The organism is Pseudomonas sp. B3G-3, assembly GCF_028640915.1.
GTDB classification, from domain to species: Bacteria; Pseudomonadota; Gammaproteobacteria; order Pseudomonadales; family Pseudomonadaceae; genus Aquipseudomonas; species Aquipseudomonas chlororaphis_I.
The window spans coordinates 66,035-85,917 of record NZ_JAQZAB010000120.1; the positions used below are offsets into that span (position 1 = coordinate 66,035).

Sequence of the window (19,883 nt, forward strand, 5' to 3'; positions counted from 1 at the left end):
TATGTACCAAGAAAAACGTCGGTGCATACCAGGGCAATTGATTAAAGCAATGGCTTTTTGTGCTGTCGGCATGTGCGGTGTATTCAATGGCACTCTAGCCATGGCCTATCCAACCTTTACCTGTGCCTACGAAAAAGACCACAACCCGCCACTGGATGCTGAGGCAGATGGTTGGTTTCAACAGGCTCGCGCTCTAGAGAAAGTGCGTGGCGTCAAGGACTGGCGAACCATCGTCGGACTCTACGAAAAAGCCATTGCCAAAGATCACTGGAAGGCGATGCATAACCTGGCGGGACTCTATCGTACAGGATGGCCAGGACAGCCTGGGGTAGAACAAGACACCAGCAAGATGCTCGATCTTTATGAGCGTATGGTGAAACTCAAAGTCCCGCTGGGTTACTACGATTGGGCTGTAGTGGCTGAAAACGGGCATGGGGTGTTGAAGTCAAACCGAATGGCCAGTTCGTATATGTTCCAGGCGGCGCAATTGGGCAGTCCTTTAGCACAAGTTCAAATTGGCCAATACTTCGCCTTTGCTCTCCCCAGGGATAAGCAGGACGATGACATGGCTGAGCGCTATTACCGATGTGCGGGCGCTCAGGACAATCCCGACGCCATAGAGAAAACTGCAAGTTTTTATAATACAGCTAGAAAAAACAAACCACGTGCGCTGTTCTATTATCAGCGTGCCGCATCGCTGGGTAGTTCCTCAGGGTTAAGCTCTCTCAGTGGAGCATTTTCGGCTCAACCGGAACCTATAGATAATTTTGGATATCAGCCAGATGAAAAACTCCATGAGTTTTATTCCGGTCTATGGAAACAGCTCCGAGCTGACCGTAATCTACGTTTCCCTAATCTGATGAAAGATCACCCTCTACCCGCCCACCCCAAACAAGGCTATGACGCAGAGCACCCGGATCGCAGACCGGAAATTTGAATGACTGCATTCACTCCAGTAGCGGCGATCTAATGAAATACGCCACATGAAGAACGACCTCATTTAAGTGCGAAGTTGCTGTATCACATTATTTTTTCATGTATTTTTTCGATCTAGATAAGGAATGAAAATGCTGTTGCTTAGTTGCAAGCCTGGTGAGACGTTCAAACTCGGTGAGGAGATAGTGGTCAGCGTGATGGATATTCAGGGCAAGCATGTTCGTTTGGGACTCATGGCGCCTAAAAAAATCGCGATACATCGCCATGAGCATTACCAAAAATATCAGTGTCGGAAAAGATAGTGCAGTAATCATGACGGGGCTTGCGCGGTGGTCACGCTGGGTGTTGTTTAGCTTCAAGGATCGCGGTGGCTGTTAGATTGCTTCGAGGGCAATCGAGCGTCGACCGGCCGCTCCTACAGTATGGGGAGGGATGATTATCCTGGTGCCTATGCCCCCCCTGTAGGAGCGAGCTTGCTCGCGAAAAAAACTATGAGTTGTCACAGTCGGCAGCCATTCACTGAGCGGCGAGCACCGCAGATTGCAGATTGCCGAACGCCCCAACTTGTGCGAAAACCGCACAGATTCTGTGCTGCCTACACTGTGTTCGAGCTTGAGGTATTTCCCTAGAATTTCCTCATTCACTCAACCGAAGAAGGAAATACCCATGCAACGTTTTACCCGTCGTTTCCTCGCCGCTTGTGCATTTTCCGGCATTGTTGCCAGTACCGGTGCCCTGGCTGAAGGCCATCCGACCATTCGCGCCATGTCGGGCGCCATGCCGGTCAGCGAGTTGCCTGCCGGCAAGTCCGCGCTGTTGGTGATCGACTTCCAGAACGAGTACTTCACTGGCCGGATGCCGATCCCCGATGGCGCCAAGGCCCTGGCCAATACCCGTGAGCTGATCAAGTTTGCCGATAGCCACAACATGCCGGTCTATCACGTCCAGCACATTGCACCGGCCGGTTCCGCGGTGTTCGCCATCGATGGCGAAACCGTGAAGTTCCACCCGGACATGCAGCCGCGGGCCAAGGACACGGTTGTGCAGAAAAGCACCGTCAGCGTTTTCGCCAGTACCGATCTGGATAAGCGCCTGAAGAGCGCCGGCATCGAGAACCTGATCATCTCCGGCCTCATGACCCACGCCTGTGTCGCCGGTGCCGCTCGTGACGCCGCGCCCCTGGGCTACAAGGTCATAGTCGCCTCCGATGCATCGGCCACTCGCGACATCACCCGGGTCAACGGTGACAAGGTCGACAAGGACGCCTTGCACAAGGCCGCGCTGGCCGAGGTCGAGGACACCTTCGGTGACGTGATGACCACTGCCCAGATCCTCAAATTGCCGGTGCGTTAAGTCGATATGAATCAGATGCTCGCCATGCGTGTGTTCCGCTGCATCGTCGAAGCCCAGGGGTTTTCAGCCGCTGCCGAGCGGCTGGACACCACTCACTCCTCGGTGTCGCGACATTTGCAGCAACTGGAGTCCACGCTCGGCGTGCGTCTGATCAATCGCAATACCCGGCGCATGAGCCTCACCGCGGCGGGCGAGCGTTATTACACGGCCTGCGTAGACATCCTGGATCGCGTCGATGCCGCGTCCCAGGCTGTCGCTCTGGAGCAGGAACGCCCCTCCGGGCTGCTGCGCATCAGCGCACCGCTGGTGGTCGGTACCCTGGAACTGGCCCATTGGTTGCCGGCATTCCAGCAGCGGTATCCGGATATCCAGGTCGATCTGTCCTGCTCGGACCCCTTTGTCGATCTGGTGGCCGATGGCTTCGATGTGGCCATCCGCATCTGCGGTCCCTTGGCCGACAGCAGCCTGGTCGCGCGTTTGCTCACGGTCTCGCCCATGGTGATGGTCGCGTCATCGGCTTACGTCTTCAGGTGCGGCCTGCCACGCAGCGTCGCCGAACTCAGCGAGCATCGGCTGCTGACCTTTGCCTCGGCCACGCAGTGGTCGCTGGAGAGTGAAAAGGGTGAGCCGGTTGCCGTGACGGCCGACAGCAGCTTTCACACGGACACCATCACCGCATTGCACGCCTGTGCCTTGGCCGGCGGGGGCATTGCGGCCTTTACCTTGGCCACCGTGCAGGACGATCTGCTGGCCGGACGGCTGGTGCGGATTCTTCCCGAGTTCACCCTCGGCGTGCGCCATTACTATGCGCTGTACCCCCATGCCCGGAACCTGCCCGCCAAGGTCCGGGCATTCGTCGATTTCATGGCCGAGTATTACCGGCCCAAGTCGTGACACCCGAGCTTGGGAAATTTCCTACAAACCTCTGGGAACGCCCCTGCTCATCACTCCGCCGTCAGCCCGCAAAATGCCTCTCCCTGGCTCCCTGGTCGTGGCAAACGAACGATGATCTCACTGCGTATTCTGGTTTTGGAAAAGCACTCGGTTCAACGCAGCGCGGTGGTCGCTGCGCTACAGCAACTGGGGGTTTTCGATATTGTGCAGGCCAGCAGTGGCGAGCAGGCGTTGGCCTTGATGCAGAGGCAGGGCAGGGTGGATGTCGCCCTGTGTGACCTGGCGCACAAGGGCATGGACTGCCTGGACTTTCTCAACTGCGCGGGCCAGCTGTCGATGGTCCGTGCGGTGATTCTCTACTGTGATTTCCAACCGCAGTTGCGCCGGGCCATCGAGCAGATGGCGTCGTTTTCCGGCCTTGAGCTGCTGGGCACCCTGAGCACGCCGATCCAGGCCAAGGCCCTGCAAAAGATCCTCCAGCGTTACCAGCGCCAATGCCTGGTGACGGCCTCGACGCCTTCGCCAGCCACGACCTTGCCCAACGAAGAAGACATTCGCCGCGGCCTGGCCCTGGGCGAGTTCCGGGCGTTCTTCCAGCCCAAGTTCTTTTTGGCCAATGGCCAGGTGGCCGGGGCCGAGGTCCTGGCGCGCTGGCAACACCCGTCGAAGGGCTTGCTGCTGCCCAGGGACTTCCTCGCCGCCGTGCTGGCCTACGACCTGATCGACGAGATGTTCAAGCAGTTGCTGGAGCAGGGCCTGAGCCTGCTGGGCATGTTGCAGCGCGATCGGCGACCGCTGGAAATGTCGTTCAACCTGCATGCTTCGCAATTGCAGGATCCGGGGCTGACCGACCATATCCGCCAGGCATTGAAGCGCCATGGCGTAGCCGCCGCGAACCTGACCTTCGAACTGGCGGAGAACGGCCTGCTGGAGATCCAGCCGCGGACCCAGGAAAGCCTGTTGCGCTTGCGCGTCATGGGCTGCGGCTTGTCGATCGACGATTTTGCCGTCGGCTTTTCCTCGCTGAAGCTGCTCTGCCAGTTGCCCTTCACCGAGATCAAGCTGGACGGCGAGTTTGTCCGCAGCATCCACGAACCGCGCAGCAAAGCAGTGATCGCCAGCACCGTGGCGTTGGCCCGCGCGCTGAACATGGCGCTGGTGATCGAAGGGGTCAGCAAGCAGCAGGAATGCCATGCGCTGATCAACATGGGGTGTGAACTGGGACAAGGTTTTTACTATGCCCAGCCAATGTCGTCCCATGAGCTGCTAACGTGGCTGCAGGCTCCATTCATCGCTGGGCAGGAAGAGACTTAGCCAGCGTTTCGCGCCAGGAAAAGCACATTGCGCATCGCGTGGCAAAAGCTCGGATATGCTAAAAACCGTAGACCGGTACCCGGCATTTTCTGTATACCGCCGTGATCTCTTCCCGACTCAGTTCCGTTACTCCTTTTTCCAGAGGCTCCTATGCTGAAAGCCGTGATTGTGGACGATCACCCGTTCATTCGTTCGACCGTAAGAATGATCCTCAAGCAAGAGCAGTACGAGATCGTGGCGGAGACCGACAACGGTGCCTCGGCCGTCCAGCTGACCCGTGAACATCAGCCGAACCTGGTGCTGCTGGATATCTCCATGCCCGGTGTCGATGGCCTGGATGCCCTCAGCCGCATCTCGGCGTTGAAGCTGCCGGTCAAGGTGCTGGTGCTGACCTCCCTGTCCCCGGTGTTCTTTTCCATGCGCTGCATGCGCGCCGGGGCCGCCGGCTACGTGTCCAAGGCCGATGACCTGGACGAACTGGTGAAGGCCATCAACGCCATCAAGTCCGGCTACACCTTCTTCCCGGACCTGACCCTGAACTCGGTCCGCCGAACGGATGTGGATGCCTCGGAGCAGGCCTTGATCGAGAGCCTGTCCGACAGGGAACTGTCGATCCTCCAGCAGCTTGCCAAAGGCCTGAGCAACAAGCAGATCGGCGACGACATGCTGCTCAGCAACAAGACCATCAGCACCTACAAGGCCCGGCTGATCGAGAAGCTCAATGTCAGCTCGCTGGTGCATCTGTCGGAACTGGCCAAACGTAACAACCTGATCTGATGAAAAATCCACTGCGCTTGTGCCTGGTCCTGCTTGTGCTGCTGTCGCCGGTATGGGAGGTGGCCCAGGCGTCCGATGAGCCCGAGGCCCTGCAATTGCTCGGGCGTTCCACGCTGGGCGAGCACCAGGTCGAGCTGGCCGAGGCGGACTGGAACTGGCTGCGCAAAAAGGCAACCCTGTACCTCGGGGTGTCGGCGCCGGATTACCCGCCCTTCGACGTCACCGGCAACGGCCGCGATTACGAAGGCCTGACCGCTGACTACATGGGGCTGCTGGCCCAGCTGCTGCATGTCCAGGTGCAAGTGCGCCGGTTCAATTCCCGGGCGGAGGTGATCCGCGCCTTGAAAGCCGGTGAAGTCGATCTATTGGGCACCGCCAACGGCTTTGAAGAGACCGACCCCGAGCTGGTGATGTCGGCCGCCTATGCCGACGACCAGCCGATGATCGTCACCCGCAACGATGGCGGTGCTGCATTGGTCGCGGATATGGCGGGGAAGAAGATCGCCATGCTGTATCACTACCTGCCGCCGCAGAGCGTCAGTCGCGCCTATCCCGATGCCGAGTTGCAGCTTTACCCTTCGACGCTGAGCGCCATCGGCGCCGTGGCTTTCGGCAAGGCCGACGCCTACCTCGGCGATGCGATCAGTGCCAACTACCTGATCGGCATGAACTACCTGAACAACGTCCAGCTCACCGACTTCTCGCGGCTGGAGGGCAGCCGTTTTGCCTTTGCCTTGTCCGCCAGCAACACCCGGCTGCTGGGCATCACCAACGCCGCCATCGCGGCGATTCCCATCGGCGAGCGCATGGCCATCCTGCGCCGCTGGGGTTCCTCCGAGATGAATATCCCGGGGCAGAATCGCCTGCACCTCACGCCCAAGGAGCAACGCTGGCTGGAACAGCACCCCAGGGTCACGGTGGCGGCAATGGAGAACTTCCTGCCGCTGTCGTTCTTCGACAAGAAGGGCGCCCTGCGCGGTGTCAGCGCCGATGTGCTGGCCAAGGTCAGCCTGCGTACCGGCCTGAAGTTCGACGTGGTGCGCGGCACCTCCATGGCCCGGCAGATCGACAACCTGCATGCCGGCAAGGTCGACCTGCTGGCGGCCCTGACCCCGAGCGCCGAGCGCGAAGGGCAGATGCGCTTCACCCGGCCCTACCTGTCGACGCCCTATGTATTGATCAACCGCGGCGAACCCGGCAGCCCGGCGACCCTGGACGAGATGGCCGGCAAACGCCTGGCGATCATTCGCGGCATGTTCCTCACCGACTACATCGCCAGCCACTTTCCGCAAATCCAGATCGTCTATGCGGACAACGCCGCCCAGGTCATGGCGATGGTCGCCAAGGGCGAGGTCGATGCCGGCGCCAACTCCTTGCTCAGCGCCCGCTACCTGATTTCCCGGCAGTATCGGGACCGCCTGCACATCACCAGCACCGTGGGCATCGAACCCGCGCGGTTCGCCTTCGTCACCAACCGCGGCGACCTGGAGCTGTACGCCATCCTGGAAAAAGCCCTGCTGAGCATCTCGCCGGAAGAAATGGCCGAGATCACCAGCCGCTGGCGCAGTGAGGTGGTGATCGACGACACCTTCTGGCTGCGCAATCGGGGCGCGATCGTCCAGGGCTTCTTTATCGCCGGTGTCTTGCTGCTGTTGGCGTTTCTCTGGATCGCCTACCTGCGCCGGCTGATCCACCGCCGCGAAGTGGCCGAGCGGGCGCTGAACAACCAGCTGGAGTTCAAGCGCGCGCTGATCGACGGCACGCCGCATCCGATCTACGTGCGCGACCTCGAGGGGCGCATGCTGATCTGCAACTCCAGTTACCTCGAAGTCCTGGGCCTGAGCCACGAGGAGGTGCAGGGTAAACGCGTCGCCGACAAAGGTTTTGCCGACAGCGCCGAAGCCGCGGCCTTTCATGCGGAGTACCAGCAGGTGCTGCGCGACGGCGTGGCGAAAATCCAGGATCGCTCGCTGGTACGGGCGGATGGGCAGCAGCTGACGATCTACCACTGGATGCTGCCGTACAAGGACAGCGAAGGCGCCATCGCCGGCATGATCGCCGGCTGGATCGATGTCAGCGAGCGCGAGCAACTGCTGGGCATGGTCCAGGAAGCCAACCGGGCCAAGACCACCTTCCTGGCGACCATGAGCCATGAAATCCGCACGCCGCTGAACGCGGTGATCGGCATGCTCGAACTGGCCCTGAAAAAATCCGACCAGGGCGTGCTCGACCGCTTTGCCATCGAAGTTGCGTCAGGGGCCGCCCACGGCCTGCTGGACCTGATCGGCGACATCCTCGACATCGCGCGGATCGAGTCCGGCAAACTGTCGCTGACCCCGGGCCGGGCCAACCTCCGGGAGTTGGTCCGGTCGGTGGCGCGGATCTTCGAGGGCCTGGCGGAGCAGAAACACCTGAGGCTGGAGCTGGCGCTGGATGCCCGCGCCGATTGCGAGGTGTCGATCGATCCGCTGCGCTTCAAGCAGGTCATTTCCAACCTGGTCAGCAACGCCATCAAGTTCACCGCCGAAGGCGAGGTGCGCCTGCTCCTGGAGGTGCTGGCCGATACCCCGGGCGAGCCGCTGTCGATCCGCCTGCGGGTGGAAGACACGGGCCAGGGCATCTCCAGCGAAGACCAGCAGCGCCTGTTCAGCCCCTTCACCCAGGCCAGCAACAACAACCAGTCCGGCCGCAGTGGCTCGGGGCTGGGCCTGGCCATCAGCCGCACCCTGTGCGAAATGATGGGCGGGCAACTGCAGCTGAGCAGCGTGCTGGGGCAGGGCACCCAGGTCGAAGTGCTGCTGCAGGTGCCGGTCCTCGAACCCTTGCCCCCTGAACAACGCTGCGAGGTTGAAGAAACGCAGCAGCGGCCCCTGAAAATCCTGGTGGTCGACGACTACCCGGCCAACCGCATGCTGCTGTCCAAGCAGCTGGGCTACCTCGGCCACGAAATGGTCGAGGCCCAGGACGGCGCCCATGGCTTGCGCGCCTGGCGCAAGCAGCGTTTCGACGTGGTCATCACCGACTGCAACATGCCGATCATGAACGGCTATGCCTTGTCCCGCGCGATCCGCGCCGAGGAAGCGGACCGCGGGCTGGCGCGCAGCCTGATCATCGGCTTTACCGCCAACGCGCAGCCGGATGAAAAGACCCGTTGCCTGGAGGCGGGCATGGACGACTGCCTGTTCAAACCCATCAGCCTGGAATCCCTCAAGCAGCGCCTGGACCGCTTCGAAGCGGCTGTGCTGGAGGCGCCGGCGGAGCAGGTGGCTGCGGCGCAGGCCGACGACATCGATTTCGCTTCCCTGGAAAAACTGGTGCGTGGCGACCAGGCGGCCATGCGCGAGCTGTTGAACGACCTGGCCCTCAGCAACCAGCAGGACATGGCGCGGCTGGCCGAAGACTGCTCCACCCAGGACTGGCAGGAACTCGCGGACCTGGCGCACAAGGTCAAGGGCGGCGCACGCATCGTCAAGGCGCGACGTTTGATCCTGGCTTGCGAGCAGCTGGAGTCGGCTTGTGAAGCGAGAGGCGATGAGCAGGATGTGCGGCGGGCTGGCAACGCTCTGAGAGAGGAAATGTCGGCGCTGGCGACGGCGTTGGACAACTACACCGAGTCCTTGGCGATCCGCTAAGCCAATGCGGCCCGAGCCCTGTTGAACACAGGGTTCAGGCCGCCAGCTGGCTTGAAGCGGTTTTTTGAACTTGCAATCGCTACATTGGCACCTGTCAGTGATCGAGCGATGGCGCCGAACGCTTCCTGGCTGTACTGACACACCTTTAGGCAGACGCTACTGCCGCATCGCCCCACATCAAGTTCCCCCGTTACCCTCCATCAAAGTGCCGACACTGGCTCCGCAGTCATCTTCCTGAGCCCTGATACCACCAGTATTTAATCGAACGAACGTGCATGAATGCCCAGGGTTTCGGGGGCGATTGGGGTGCGCCCGACTCCTGTTGCCAGAGCCGGGCTTCGAGTCGTCTTGATAGGGAACAGGCAGATGATGGCTGCTGGCCTCTCGACCTGCAGGTAAGGAACGCAAGAGGATTCGTTTCGCGGCAGGTGCAGGCGGTTTTGACGGACTGTTCATGCCGGGCAGTCATTGACGAACTGCTCGATAAACAAAAGCAGAACTAGCGTAGGGGGATTAGTTGTGATCAGGCACTCGGCCGATCAAGAGGGAAATACTTTTTAAACTGCATTTTATTATTGAATGCAATATGGAGAGTGCGGGCAGGAAGCTTGCTAATGAAAACAAAAATGTGCACGCCACTTTGTGGAGTGCACATTATAAGTACAGGCAAGGAGTCAGTTGTAGGTCATGGTGAAAGTCGCCGTACCGTTCGCCTGACCGGCCGTGACATTGGGAAGGGTCTGATAATACTGGGCAATAAGCGGAATGTTGAACATACCGGCATTCGCAACTGTTCCTACCGGGATCACAGTACCAAACGCCACTGGTGCACCACTGCGTGTGATCTTTATTCCCACTCCGCTGGCGGCATTACCCGTGGCAGATGAGTTGATTGCCATCACCCCAGGTACGCCAGAACTGTCAGCGGTTGCATCAATTTTAAAATTGACCCGAGTGGCGGCGTCGCAGTCAAGAGGGATAAAGAACTGAACCGGATTCCCTTCGTGCCCTACGCCGGTAAATGTGCTGCGTTGTACATTGCCCATGGGGACATTAATAGAGGTATTGGTTACCGAGCACGCGACTGTCGAGACATTGGAACTGCTAACGTTATAGGAATATACAAAGGTCTCATTAACAATGCTGGCACGAAATCGACCGGGTATTGCTAATGCACCACTTCCCGTTGGGTGGGAAACTTTGACTAAATCAAATTGAACCCCAGCTCCCCAAGATACTCCACAATACCGCCGCCATGTCGTCGGCACATTCGCGGTACATCCACCATAGGTGTAATCTCTCGGGAAGTTTCCGCTATAACCATTCGCCCCATATGGCCTATTGGTAACTCGCAGTGCCAGGCCGGAAATTCCAGTATTAAATAATTGTTCACCATTGAGAATAAATGAGGACGTTCCTTCCGTCGACCAACGTAAAGTGAGAGGGGGGGCTGTAACGCAATGAATAAAGTTGCCTCGACTATTAAATACATTCGAGATTGTAGTGGCCACAACCGAACCAATAGGCGCATCTCGCTGAATAATAACATTCCCGAAGTTGACAGCCGAAGCGTCGGTTGCACTGCCTGACAGGAAAGTACATGTTGCTTGCGCAGCCATGGAGTACAGGCCTGGGATGAAAAATAAACCACTTAATAATATTTTATTAATGTTCATGTTGTTACCTTTGTTCTTTATGTTGCTGAATTATTGGCAAACGCTATCCAACGTCTGCACCGATGACGAAGTGTCTGCCGCTGGCAAGTTGAACTTGACCAGGCACTGTTGATTCGCTCTATCGCCCCACTTGACATTCAACTGGCCTTTTTCCGGCACGCCACTCAGGTACACCTGGCCGTCCGTGCCGACGATGGCGCTGTTGTCCATGGCGTCTTCTTCTTGCACCAGCGAGGCGGTGGCGCCAAACGGCACCGGTTTGCCCTGATGTGTCAGCGTCATCAGCACGCGGCTGCCCACGCGGGTCTTGAAGTTGGCCAGCACCACCGCGCCATTGGTGGGAATAACCGTCTGGGTGTTGGTGTCGATGTCCACATCGTCCGGCAGCGTCTCGCTGTCCAGCGCGACCCGGTTCTTACGATAGGTACTGACGTAGGGCACCACCGCGTAGCCGCGCGAGTCCGTGCGCACCCCGGTGTTGTTCTGCACCTTCGCATCCGCCGCGCCCGGTGCGCGGACCAGGGCGATGGTCTCGCCTTGTTCCTGGGAGAAAGTCACGCCGTAAGGGTGGGCCACGATGCCGCCCTGGACCCCGTAGTTCACCTGCTGCGAGCTGCTGTCGTAGTTGTAGCCTGCGCGGGCCTCGCCATAGGTGCCCTTGTAGTTGGCATTGGCACTGCCGCTGGCGCCGACGCCCTGGTTGGCATAACCCTGCTGCACGTTGTAGTTCAGGTTGTTGTCCGCCAGGGCGGTGCCGCCCACGCTCACATCCTGGCTGGTATTGCCCTTCTTGCTGGTGTTGAAGTTGTAGCGAACCCAGCTGTTAGGCAGCACTTTTTCCAGCGGCACCTGCACATTGAAGGACAGTTGTTGATCCTTGCTGTTGCGCCCTTCGTAGACCGGAGCCTGGCTGTAGGTGTAGTCCACGCCGTAGCTGACGCCGTTATAACTCAGGTTGTAACCGGCGCTCAGGGTGCGTTCGTAGCCCTTCTGCCGCCAGAAGTCCTGCTGATAACCGTTGACATAGAAGTTGCCGTACTCGCCCAGCGACTGGCTGATGTTGATCTGCGCCTTGCTGCGCTTGTTATAGGTGCGGCGCCAGTCGTTGAAGTTGCCAGGGTCGATTTCATTGGCTTCCTGGAAGTCGTAGTAACCGCTGGTGGAGTAGCGGTAACCGGCCAGGGTAAAGGTGGTGCCGGTGGCCGCGATGTCCTTGGCGTATTGAATGCGGTACGACTGGCCGTTATGCCGGGAGCCATCGCGCAATTCGGTCTTGGCCTGGGTCACGTCGGTGGACAGTGAACCCCAGTCGCCAAACCCGTGGCCGACCCCCAGGCTGGTGGCGGAATATTTTCCGGACGCCAGCAAGCCACCGTACAGCGTGGAGTCGTAAGGCATACCGTAGATCAGCGTGCCCTGGGCGAAGGTCGGCGTGCTGCTCTCGCTGGCGGTCGAACGGTATTCACCCGCGGTCAGCGAGTACTTCAGGCGCCCTTCACGCAACATCACCGGCACCGCGGAGAACGGCTGGAGGGAGCGTCGTTCGGTACCGTCGGCCTCGGTAATGGTCACTTCCATGTCGCCGCTGGACGAGGTGGGGTAGAGGTCGGTAATCGCGAAGGCACCGGCCGGCACATAGGTCTGGTAGATGATGTAGCCGTTCTGCCGCACGGTGACCTGGGCGTTGCTCTGGGCAATACCGCGCACCACGGGGGCAAAGCCTTTCAGGCTGTCGGGGAACATGTTGTCGTCCGACGCCAGCTGCGCGCCTCGGTACTGGACACTGGTGAACACATCGCTGGGGGTCGAACTGTCGCCCAGGGTCAATTGGCCCTTCAGCGAGTGAATATCCCGCTGGGCATAGCTGTTGACGTTGTCCCAGTTGCTCTTGCCGTTGCTCTGGTTGTAGGTGGAGTAGTTGCGCAGCCGCCACGCCCCCAGGTTCAAGCCGCTGCGCAGGTTCAGGTAATAACTGTCATCGGTCCCCGAACGGTTGTTGCGCGAAGTGTTGGCGCCGCTGAAGTTGTAGTTCAGCAGGCCAGCCGTCAGCCCCTGGTCCCAGGTGCTGGGGTCCACATAACCACGGGCTTCGTTGGTTAGCGCCGCTTGCGGAATACTGATGTCCAGGCGTTGCTCGCCGAAGTTGAGCCGACTGCTGGCGTCCGGAATATAGTCCTGCAACTGGGTGATGGTTTGCGTGGCCGGCAGTTGCTGCAGCGTCGGGAAGGCTTCGAGCTTGACGCCCATGTCTTTCAATTGCTGCGGCGTCAACTCGGGCTGCAACTTGCCCTCGACATCGACAAAGTTGACGTCGCGGTTGCTGATGCGAGTGTCGTTCAGAAAAATATCGACCCGGTAAGTACCGGGAAGCTGCCCGCCCTGGCTGGAAAACCGCTCAAGGTCGACAGACTGCTGGCCGGGGGTGTCTATTTCCAGTGCGTGAGGGTTGAAATAGTCCTCTGCCCATACCGCGGCGGGTTGCAAACTTATCCCCAGCACGAACTGGGCCGCGATCAGGGTTGCCAGGCGAGTGGGAGTGAAAGCATATGAACGACCACTGGCCTTTGGCTGTGGCGCAGGGTTCAGATAATGTTTTTTCATGTCAATAAACTCCACTCAACTTTATGACGCGCACGCCACTCCCACTGGCTGCGGGCAGTTGATCCAGCGGTTTGATAGTTAATTAAACGAGGAGGGGTAAAGCAGGCCTCTGAACTTGATCAGAGGGGGGCACTGGCATCCGCAGAAATACCACCGAAGTCATTGATCGCCTGCCAACTTACGGCACCGCTCGCACCGGCCGGAATGGTCCAGGTCAGTGAACTTTGTGGAGCTACCATGCCGGCATTGGTAATTTCGTCTTTACCCACGCTCACCCGATAAAAAGAAACGTGATAAGGCGTTGGGTTATTGACCTGCAGTTGATTGCCGGAGCGGCTGAACTTCAGGGATTTATAGGCATCGCTGGCCGAGCCAGACAAACCGGCCGGGCGGAAGAACAACTTGATGCGGGTTTTTACCGAAATCTGCAGTTGATTGGCGTCGGACTTTTCCGAAGCGGGAATCGACTTGATATTGACCCAGAACACCGATTCCTTGTCGTCGGGGAAGGTGCCACCGGTACGGATGATCCGCAACACGTTCTCCTGCCCCGGATCGAGGCGAAACAGCGGCGGCGTCATGATGAAAGGGGCCTTGCGGGTGCCGCCGGCCGAGGTCTCCTCGACCCAGGACTGCATCAGGTAGGGCGTGGTTTTTTCCGGGTTCATGACGGAGATGGAGGCTTCTTTTTTCGAGCCGTCATACACCACACGCGTCCCGCCCACCACCACGCCGGCCCACGAAGCCTGGGCAATACCCAAGAGACAGCCGGCGAGACAAACGGACTTGAGCCAATGCATTGATAAATGCTCCTTGAGTGGCTCCCTCATTCCCTGGTTTTGCCAGGGAAGAGGGGGCACTTTGATCAGGCAGTCAGGCCGGGCATTCAATGAATCAATGCCCGGGCTTTACGACTTAGTTGTAAATAACGGTGAAGTCGCTGACGGCGTTCGCGGAACCGGCTACGACAGTAGCGTTGGTGGCCACGTACTTGGCAAAGAACTCGAAGGTCGTGTCAGCAGTGGTCGACAGCGCCTGGCTGGCCGATGCACCACCGACCGGGATCTGGGTGACGGCGTCTTTTTCATACAGGCCGATGCCGACACCGGTCGCTACGCCAGCGGTGTTGGTCAGGGCCAGCAGGCTGCTGTTGGCAGCGTCGGCCGGGCCGTCGAACTTGACGGTGGCGCTGGTGGCGGTTACCGGGCAGGCGGTCAGCACGATGTTGAAGCGCGACGGAGCAGCGGTAGCGCCGACAGCATTCAGGGCCGAAGAAGCAACGGTGCCCATGGTGACGGTCTGGTTGGCGGTGCTGGCAGTGACGGTGCAGGCAGCGTCGGTAATGTTGCCGGTGAAGTTGATGGTGCCGTCAGCGGCGTTGGCCATGGTTGCAATTGCCGAACCAGCCAGCAGTGCTGCAGCGATCAAACTCTTCTTCATAACGGTGTTCCTTTCAGATTAAGTAGGTTCTTGCACATCGTTTAGTCAACAACACAGACACCTGACTGTTGCTTTGCAAGCTTTATATTCAGGTCGACTATCTGTGTGCATATATAGTCGGAGTCTGAACTCTCCTGGTTCTGTAGAAGAGTTGCAGCAATGTTCACAGCTATCGAAACAGCACCACAGAAGTAGATTCAGCAGAACGTGTAGGAAATTTCCCAAGCGCCAGGCAACGCCAGAAAAGTATTAAATGGCCAAGGGGTGTGGCGTTCGATTATCAGGGTGGTGATAACTATTGAGTTCTATTAGTTGCCCTGCCTTTACTGGTTTTTTAAAGGCTTTCTTTATAAGCAGTTTTTACCCGGCACTTTTTGCCCGGCCTTTTTATCTCCAGGACGACCCTTGGGAAATTTCATACAACAACTGAGGCCGTTGCCTCGGTTATTTCCCCGGGCAGTGACACAAGATGGGCGTCCAGCACTTGTCGTGGGTGGGTCCAATGCCTGTTTCTACTTTGCGTGTCATCGTCCTTGAAGATCATTCGTTCCAGCGCGCCATTGCCGTGAGCATGTTGCAGCAGCTGGGCTGTACGGAGGTGTTCCAGGCCGCGGACGGCGCAGAGGCGCTGGCGGTGCTGGACGAGGTCGGCCCGGTGGATATCGCCCTGTGCGACCTGCGCATGGACGGCATGGATGGCCTGGAGTTTTTGCAGGCGGTCGGCCATTCGGGGCAGGTGGGCTCGGTGATCATCAGCAGTTCGCTGTCCGCCGACTTGCGCCGCACGGTGCGGCAGATCATTTCCCTGTTGAACCTGGAACTGCTCGGCGATATCGGCAAGCCGCTGCCCTACGAAGCCCTGGAGCGTTTGCTAAAAAAGCATTGCGCTGTGCCGCGTATCGCAACCCCGCCCGAACCGCCGGAGATCTTTCCGGATGAGGCTCAGGTACGCGAGGCCCTGGCGGCGCACGAGCTGTGCGCGTTCTTCCAGCCGAAATTCATCCTGGAGACGGGGGAGATCACCGGGGTCGAAGTGCTGGCGCGCTGGCGGCATGCCTCCGGCAAGGTGCTGTCGCCCGCGTATTTCCTGCCGGTGCTGGAACGCGACGGCTTGCTCGATGAGCTGTTGAGCCAGCAACTGCACCAGGGGCTGGCGCTGCAACAGCAATTGCGGGCGCTGGGGCATGACCTCAACTTCGCGTTCAATTTGCATGTCGGGCAATTGTCCAACGGCACCCTCGCTTCGCAGGTCCGCAGCTTGCTCAGTGAGTACGGCGCGCGCGGTTCCAGCCTGACCTTCGAGCTGACCGAGAGCGGCCTGCTGCAAGCGCCGGAAACCAGCCTGGAGTGTCTGTATCGCTTGCGGATGATGGGCTGCCGATTGTCCATCGATGATTTCGGCAGCGGCTTTTCTTCACTCCAGCGCTTGCTCCAACTGCCCTTCAACGAAATCAAGCTGGATGCCGGGTTCGTCCAGGCATTGACCCAGGAGCCGCGTTGCCATGCGGTGGTCAGCAGCACCCTGGCGCTGGGTGAAGCCCTGGGGATGGCGGTGGTGGTGGAGGGCATCGAGACCGATGAACAACGCCAGCACCTGCTGAACATGGGCTGCACCCAAGGCCAGGGGTATTGGTATGCCAGGCCCATGAGCAGCGGCGACCTGCTGCGCTGGCTCGAAGGCGGGCAACAGCGGAGCCAGCGCGCATGACCAACAAAGCCCTGCGCATCCTGATCGCCGATGAGCGCCACGAGCAATTGCTGCACATCGAAAAGCTGCTCAATCGCCTCGACTACTACCGCATCGCGCCGATCCGTACCTTCGACGAGCTGGCGTTGCTGACCAGCGGCCCGCAGCCATCGTTCGATCTGCTGATCGTCAACAAGGCCCTGGCCTTGCCCCATGGCGTCGACATGCAGCAGTTCTGTCGCGCCCGCCCGCAGATCCGCCATGCGCTGTTCTACGACAGCCCCGCGCCATCGCTCGAGCTGATGCTGCACAGCCCGGAGCAGCCGGTGCGTGCCTGCCTGGCCGACACGCCAGACGCCGACTCGCTGAGCGTGCTGATGAGCATCATCGACCCGCCATCCCAATGGGCCAGCCTGAAAGCGCTGCCCTGGTTGCGCGTTTCCGTTCGAGCCTAGCCAGCCCAGCAGGCCCAATAAACCTTCAGTAAGCCGTTGTGCATTGCCAGTGGATGAGGCACTTATGGATGCGTGTCAGTCGAACTTGGCTGTTCATCAAAATTGAGGAGGCTCCATGAAGTCATTTATTCGTCCGGTTTATCTGTTCGGTCCATTGTTCCTTTCCCTGTCCAGCCTGCACGCCACTGCGGCCGACTGGACTTACCAGGGCGACCATGGCCCCGCACACTGGGGCGAGTTTGGCAGCGAACTCTGTGCCCAAGGCGCGCAACAGTCTCCAATCGATGTCGAGATTAAAAAAGTTCGCCCCGTCAAAGGCAGCGCCTCGGACTTGAACATCAGCTATGGCGTGTCGTCGCTCAAGGTCGTCAACAATGGCCACACCATTCAGGCCAACGTGATCGACGGCGAAACAGTCACCTTCAAGGGCCGTGAATACCGCCTGGTGCAGTTCCACTTTCATACGCCCAGCGAGCACCGGATCGACCATCGCGCCTATCCAATGGAGGTGCACCTGGTCAACCAGGACCCGGACGGCCACTTGTTGGTCATCGGGCTGATGGTCAAGCAAGGGCACAACAACCAGGCGCTTGCCGGGTTGTGGAAGCAACTGCCTGATCGCGAGGGCAAGGAAGCGACCCTGAGTGCCAAGGACGCACCTGATCTCGGCTCACTGCTTCCTGCCAACAGTCACCATGTCTTCTACACCGGCTCACTGACCACGCCGCCCTGCACAGAGGGTGTGCAATGGGTGTTGTTCGAACAACCCATTGAACTCTCCAGGGCGCAAATCGAGAAAATCCACCAATTGTTTCCCGACAACCATCGCCCCGCGCAGCCGGTTAATCAGCGCGAAGTGGACGAAGACTGAGCCCTTGGGAAATTTCATACAGCAACTGAGGCCGTTGCCTCGGTTGTTGGCCTGGGTGCTCACGCAAGATGAGGTACAGCCCTTCAGCGCTGGTCGATACGCCAGACGCTGATCCGCTGAGCGTGCCGATGAGCATCATCGATCCACCGGCCCAATGAACCATCAGTCAGCAACTGTGCATTGCCCGTGGGTGATGCGCATGTGGATTCCTATTGCCTCTCACTTGAGTGAAGAAGGCTTCGAGCACTGGCTGGTAGAGAACATCTGGAGAACTTTATGAGTACTAAACATGCACGTCGGAGAGCCATTTTATGGGCTTCCCTGCTCACCGGCACGGTATTGATCAGCGCCTGCGCCAGCGCGCCGGCGCCGGATGAACAGGTGTCCCTGGCGAGGAATGCCCTGAGCCGCGCGGTATCCGCCGGGGCGACCCAGTACGCGCCGGTACAGATGAAGACCGCGCAGGACAAGACCGTGCTGATGGACCGCGCCCTCGGCGAGAAAAACTTCGGCAAGGCCAAGGGCCTGGCCGAGCAGATCGAGGCGGACTCGGCCCTGGCCGAGCGCATGGCGCGCACCGCGAAATTGCAGAAAGAACTGAAGGATGCGCAGACCGGTATCCAGGTGCTCAAGCAGGAAATGCTGCAGGCGCCCGATGCTGGGCTGAATCCAGCCTCACCGATCTTTTAACCGAGGAATTTTCCATGCGAACTTCATTGATTTTCCCTTCGCTGTGCGCGTTCGCGCTGGTCCTGGCAGGCTGCGCGGCCACCCCGGAAAACCCGCAACTGATCGAGGCGCGCAAGCTCTATTCGCAGCTGCAGAGCAAGCCTGAGTCGAGCACCCTGGCCGCCCTGGAAACCCAGGACGCCTTTATCGCCCTGGGCAAGGCGGACCTGACCTCGGTACAGGATCGCCGCTCTCCCGAGATCGACCAGCTGGCTTACCTGGCCAAGCAGAAGATCGCCCTGGCCGAGCAGACCATTCTCGGGCGCAAGGCCGAGGCCGGCCTGAGCAACATCGACGTGCAGCGCACCCAGGTCCAGCTGGATGTGCGCACCCAGCAGCTCAAGGCCCTGCAGGCGATGAACGCCAAGCAGACCTCGCGGGGCGAGGTGGTCACCTTCGGCGACGTGCTGTTCGACACCGGCAAGGCCAGCCTCAAGCCCGGCAACCAGCGCAACGTCCAGCAACTGGCCGACTTCCTGATCAACAACCCCGAGCGCAAGGTGCGCATCGAAGGCTTCACCGACAGCGTCGGCAGCGATGCCTTCAACCAGAAGCTCTCCGAGCGTCGCGCCGAAAGCGTGGCTTTTGCCCTGGAACGCCTGGGCGTCGACATGAACCGCATCTTCACCCAGGGCTACGGCAAGGAATACCCGGTGGCCGACGACACCACGGCGCAATCGCGCCAGTTGAACCGTCGGGTCGAGGTGATCATTTCCAACGGTGCGGCGGCAGTCGATAGCCGCGGCTGACGGCACGGCTGGACCAAGGCACTGAAGCTCTCATTTAAACGACAAGAGACAAAACCAGGCATGAAAACGCTTACAAAAATCTCCGTCGCGCTGCTGCTCGCCCCTGTGGCCTACAGCTCATTGGCCCTGGCCGCTCCGGCCGAAGAGGAGGGCTACTACGGGGTCGCCCGGGTGATCAGCGCCGAGCGCAAGGCCCGCAATATGGATTCCAGCGCACGTCCCGGTATCGGTTCGTTTGTGTCCGGCGACGACAGCCAGAAGGACATGACGGGCTCGATCGGGGTCGGTTACCGATTCGGCAATGGCTGGCGCGTGGAGGGCGAGTTGTCCCTGCCGCAAAAGGACAAGTTCACCAGCGGCTCGACCACTTTCCCCACCAGCCTCAACGAGCACCACATCGAGTCCAGGCGCGTGATGCTCAACGCCTACCGGGATTTTCGCGTGACCGAAAAGCTGTCGGTCTACGGTTCCGCCGGGCTGGGCCTGGCCCAGCTCGAGTCGAAGGGCTGGCAGGGTAACGAGTCGCGCCAGTACGGCTCCGCGACCCAGACCAACCTGGCCTGGTCCCTCGGCGCCGGCGTTGCCTACGACGTGACCGATCGCCTGGCCCTGGACCTCGGCTATCGCTACATCGACATGGGCGATACCGAAAGTGGCTGGAACAACTTCGCCAATGCCCGCGGCCTGCAGGACGAGAAGATGAAGGCCAACCTGGTCTCCAGCGAGGTCGTGCTGGGTATGCGCTGGGCGTTCTAGGTCGACAGGGGGG

General features: G+C 59.6%; 17 protein-coding genes. 13 read left to right on the plus strand and 4 right to left on the minus strand.

The features are described from left to right. Position 1: 1 nt before the first annotated feature. From PVZ80_RS24185 to PVZ80_RS24210, 7 genes are all read left to right on the plus strand, one after another. Entirely contained in the window at positions 2-937 is a 936-nt protein-coding gene (locus PVZ80_RS24185) for a tetratricopeptide repeat protein (RefSeq protein WP_394324928.1), read from the plus strand. Positions 938-1,067: 130 nt separating this feature from the next. Beyond that, on the plus strand, positions 1,068-1,238 hold the full coding sequence (locus PVZ80_RS34090) for a carbon storage regulator (protein ID WP_353857163.1): 171 nt from the start codon (positions 1,068-1,070) through the stop codon (positions 1,236-1,238). 364 nt (positions 1,239-1,602) lie between these two features. Next, positions 1,603-2,289, plus strand: coding sequence for a cysteine hydrolase family protein (locus PVZ80_RS24190; protein ID WP_273864682.1), 687 nt, complete (start codon positions 1,603-1,605; stop codon positions 2,287-2,289). A 6-nt stretch (positions 2,290-2,295) separates the two neighbouring features. After that, positions 2,296-3,183 (plus strand): LysR family transcriptional regulator, encoded by an 888-nt coding sequence (locus tag PVZ80_RS24195; protein ID WP_273828367.1) that lies wholly within the window; start codon positions 2,296-2,298, stop codon positions 3,181-3,183. Positions 3,184-3,294: 111 nt separating this feature from the next. Continuing rightward, complete coding sequence (locus tag PVZ80_RS24200) at positions 3,295-4,497, plus strand: EAL domain-containing response regulator (protein ID WP_110175195.1); 1,203 nt, start codon at positions 3,295-3,297, stop codon at positions 4,495-4,497. 150 nt (positions 4,498-4,647) lie between these two features. After that, positions 4,648-5,274: a response regulator transcription factor gene (locus PVZ80_RS24205; RefSeq protein WP_110175196.1), complete on the plus strand. Its 627-nt coding sequence runs from the start codon at positions 4,648-4,650 to the stop codon at positions 5,272-5,274. Next, entirely contained in the window at positions 5,274-8,906 is a 3,633-nt protein-coding gene (locus PVZ80_RS24210; protein ID WP_273864683.1) for a transporter substrate-binding domain-containing protein, read from the plus strand. The genes PVZ80_RS24205 and PVZ80_RS24210 overlap by 1 nt, the downstream gene beginning before the upstream one ends. A 674-nt stretch (positions 8,907-9,580) precedes the next feature. Here PVZ80_RS24210 and PVZ80_RS24215 read toward each other — a convergent pair. The 4 genes from PVZ80_RS24215 to PVZ80_RS24230 form a co-directional block, all read right to left on the minus strand. Next, a complete protein-coding gene (locus PVZ80_RS24215; RefSeq protein WP_110175198.1) occupies positions 9,581-10,582 on the minus strand; it encodes a fimbrial protein in 1,002 nt (333 codons plus the stop codon). 30 nt (positions 10,583-10,612) lie between these two features. Beyond that, positions 10,613-13,183, minus strand: a complete 2,571-nt coding sequence (locus PVZ80_RS24220) for a fimbria/pilus outer membrane usher protein (RefSeq protein WP_273864684.1) — start codon at positions 13,181-13,183, stop codon at positions 10,613-10,615. A 119-nt stretch (positions 13,184-13,302) separates the two neighbouring features. After that, on the minus strand, positions 13,303-13,983 hold the full coding sequence (locus PVZ80_RS24225) for a fimbrial biogenesis chaperone (RefSeq protein WP_273864685.1): 681 nt from the start codon (positions 13,981-13,983) through the stop codon (positions 13,303-13,305). Positions 13,984-14,098: 115 nt separating this feature from the next. Next, on the minus strand, positions 14,099-14,623 hold the full coding sequence (locus PVZ80_RS24230) for a fimbrial protein (RefSeq protein ID WP_273864686.1): 525 nt from the start codon (positions 14,621-14,623) through the stop codon (positions 14,099-14,101). Between the two features lie 502 nt (positions 14,624-15,125). On the opposite strand from PVZ80_RS24230, the gene PVZ80_RS24235 reads away from it, so the two are divergent. From PVZ80_RS24235 to PVZ80_RS24260, 6 genes are all read left to right on the plus strand, one after another. Beyond that, positions 15,126-16,331: an EAL domain-containing response regulator gene (locus PVZ80_RS24235; RefSeq protein WP_273864687.1), complete on the plus strand. Its 1,206-nt coding sequence runs from the start codon at positions 15,126-15,128 to the stop codon at positions 16,329-16,331. Further along, positions 16,328-16,765: a chemotaxis protein CheY gene (locus PVZ80_RS24240; protein WP_273828376.1), complete on the plus strand. Its 438-nt coding sequence runs from the start codon at positions 16,328-16,330 to the stop codon at positions 16,763-16,765. Before PVZ80_RS24235 ends, PVZ80_RS24240 begins: the two co-directional genes overlap by 4 nt. A 115-nt stretch (positions 16,766-16,880) precedes the next feature. After that, positions 16,881-17,636 (plus strand): carbonic anhydrase, encoded by a 756-nt coding sequence (locus tag PVZ80_RS24245; protein ID WP_273864688.1) that lies wholly within the window; start codon positions 16,881-16,883, stop codon positions 17,634-17,636. 276 nt (positions 17,637-17,912) lie between these two features. After that, on the plus strand, positions 17,913-18,326 hold the full coding sequence (locus PVZ80_RS24250; RefSeq protein WP_273864689.1) for a DUF4398 domain-containing protein: 414 nt from the start codon (positions 17,913-17,915) through the stop codon (positions 18,324-18,326). 14 nt (positions 18,327-18,340) lie between these two features. Continuing rightward, positions 18,341-19,114 (plus strand): OmpA family protein, encoded by a 774-nt coding sequence (locus PVZ80_RS24255; RefSeq protein WP_273864690.1) that lies wholly within the window; start codon positions 18,341-18,343, stop codon positions 19,112-19,114. 60 nt (positions 19,115-19,174) lie between these two features. After that, the gene (locus PVZ80_RS24260; RefSeq protein WP_273864691.1) at positions 19,175-19,870 is read left to right on the plus strand and encodes an outer membrane protein; all 696 of its coding nucleotides are present in this window, start codon (positions 19,175-19,177) and stop codon (positions 19,868-19,870) included. Positions 19,871-19,883 lie beyond the last annotated feature (13 nt).

Coding starts and splice junctions, on each gene's coding strand:
- PVZ80_RS24200 (WP_110175195.1), top strand. CDS start 3,295: ATGATCTCACTGCGTATTCTGGTTTTGGAAAAGCACTCGGTTCAACGC.
- PVZ80_RS24220 (WP_273864684.1), bottom strand. CDS start 13,183: ATGAAAAAACATTATCTGAACCCTGCGCCACAGCCAAAGGCCAGTGGT.
- PVZ80_RS24215 (WP_110175198.1), bottom strand. CDS start 10,582: ATGAACATTAATAAAATATTATTAAGTGGTTTATTTTTCATCCCAGGC.
- PVZ80_RS24240 (WP_273828376.1), top strand. CDS start 16,328: ATGACCAACAAAGCCCTGCGCATCCTGATCGCCGATGAGCGCCACGAG.
- PVZ80_RS24210 (WP_273864683.1), top strand. CDS start 5,274: ATGAAAAATCCACTGCGCTTGTGCCTGGTCCTGCTTGTGCTGCTGTCG.
- PVZ80_RS24185 (WP_394324928.1), top strand. CDS start 2: ATGTACCAAGAAAAACGTCGGTGCATACCAGGGCAATTGATTAAAGCA.
- PVZ80_RS24260 (WP_273864691.1), top strand. CDS start 19,175: ATGAAAACGCTTACAAAAATCTCCGTCGCGCTGCTGCTCGCCCCTGTG.
- PVZ80_RS24235 (WP_273864687.1), top strand. CDS start 15,126: ATGCCTGTTTCTACTTTGCGTGTCATCGTCCTTGAAGATCATTCGTTC.
- PVZ80_RS24190 (WP_273864682.1), top strand. CDS start 1,603: ATGCAACGTTTTACCCGTCGTTTCCTCGCCGCTTGTGCATTTTCCGGC.
- PVZ80_RS24245 (WP_273864688.1), top strand. CDS start 16,881: ATGAAGTCATTTATTCGTCCGGTTTATCTGTTCGGTCCATTGTTCCTT.
- PVZ80_RS24255 (WP_273864690.1), top strand. CDS start 18,341: ATGCGAACTTCATTGATTTTCCCTTCGCTGTGCGCGTTCGCGCTGGTC.
- PVZ80_RS24195 (WP_273828367.1), top strand. CDS start 2,296: ATGAATCAGATGCTCGCCATGCGTGTGTTCCGCTGCATCGTCGAAGCC.
- PVZ80_RS34090 (WP_353857163.1), top strand. CDS start 1,068: ATGCTGTTGCTTAGTTGCAAGCCTGGTGAGACGTTCAAACTCGGTGAG.
- PVZ80_RS24205 (WP_110175196.1), top strand. CDS start 4,648: ATGCTGAAAGCCGTGATTGTGGACGATCACCCGTTCATTCGTTCGACC.
- PVZ80_RS24225 (WP_273864685.1), bottom strand. CDS start 13,983: ATGCATTGGCTCAAGTCCGTTTGTCTCGCCGGCTGTCTCTTGGGTATT.
- PVZ80_RS24250 (WP_273864689.1), top strand. CDS start 17,913: ATGAGTACTAAACATGCACGTCGGAGAGCCATTTTATGGGCTTCCCTG.
- PVZ80_RS24230 (WP_273864686.1), bottom strand. CDS start 14,623: ATGAAGAAGAGTTTGATCGCTGCAGCACTGCTGGCTGGTTCGGCAATT.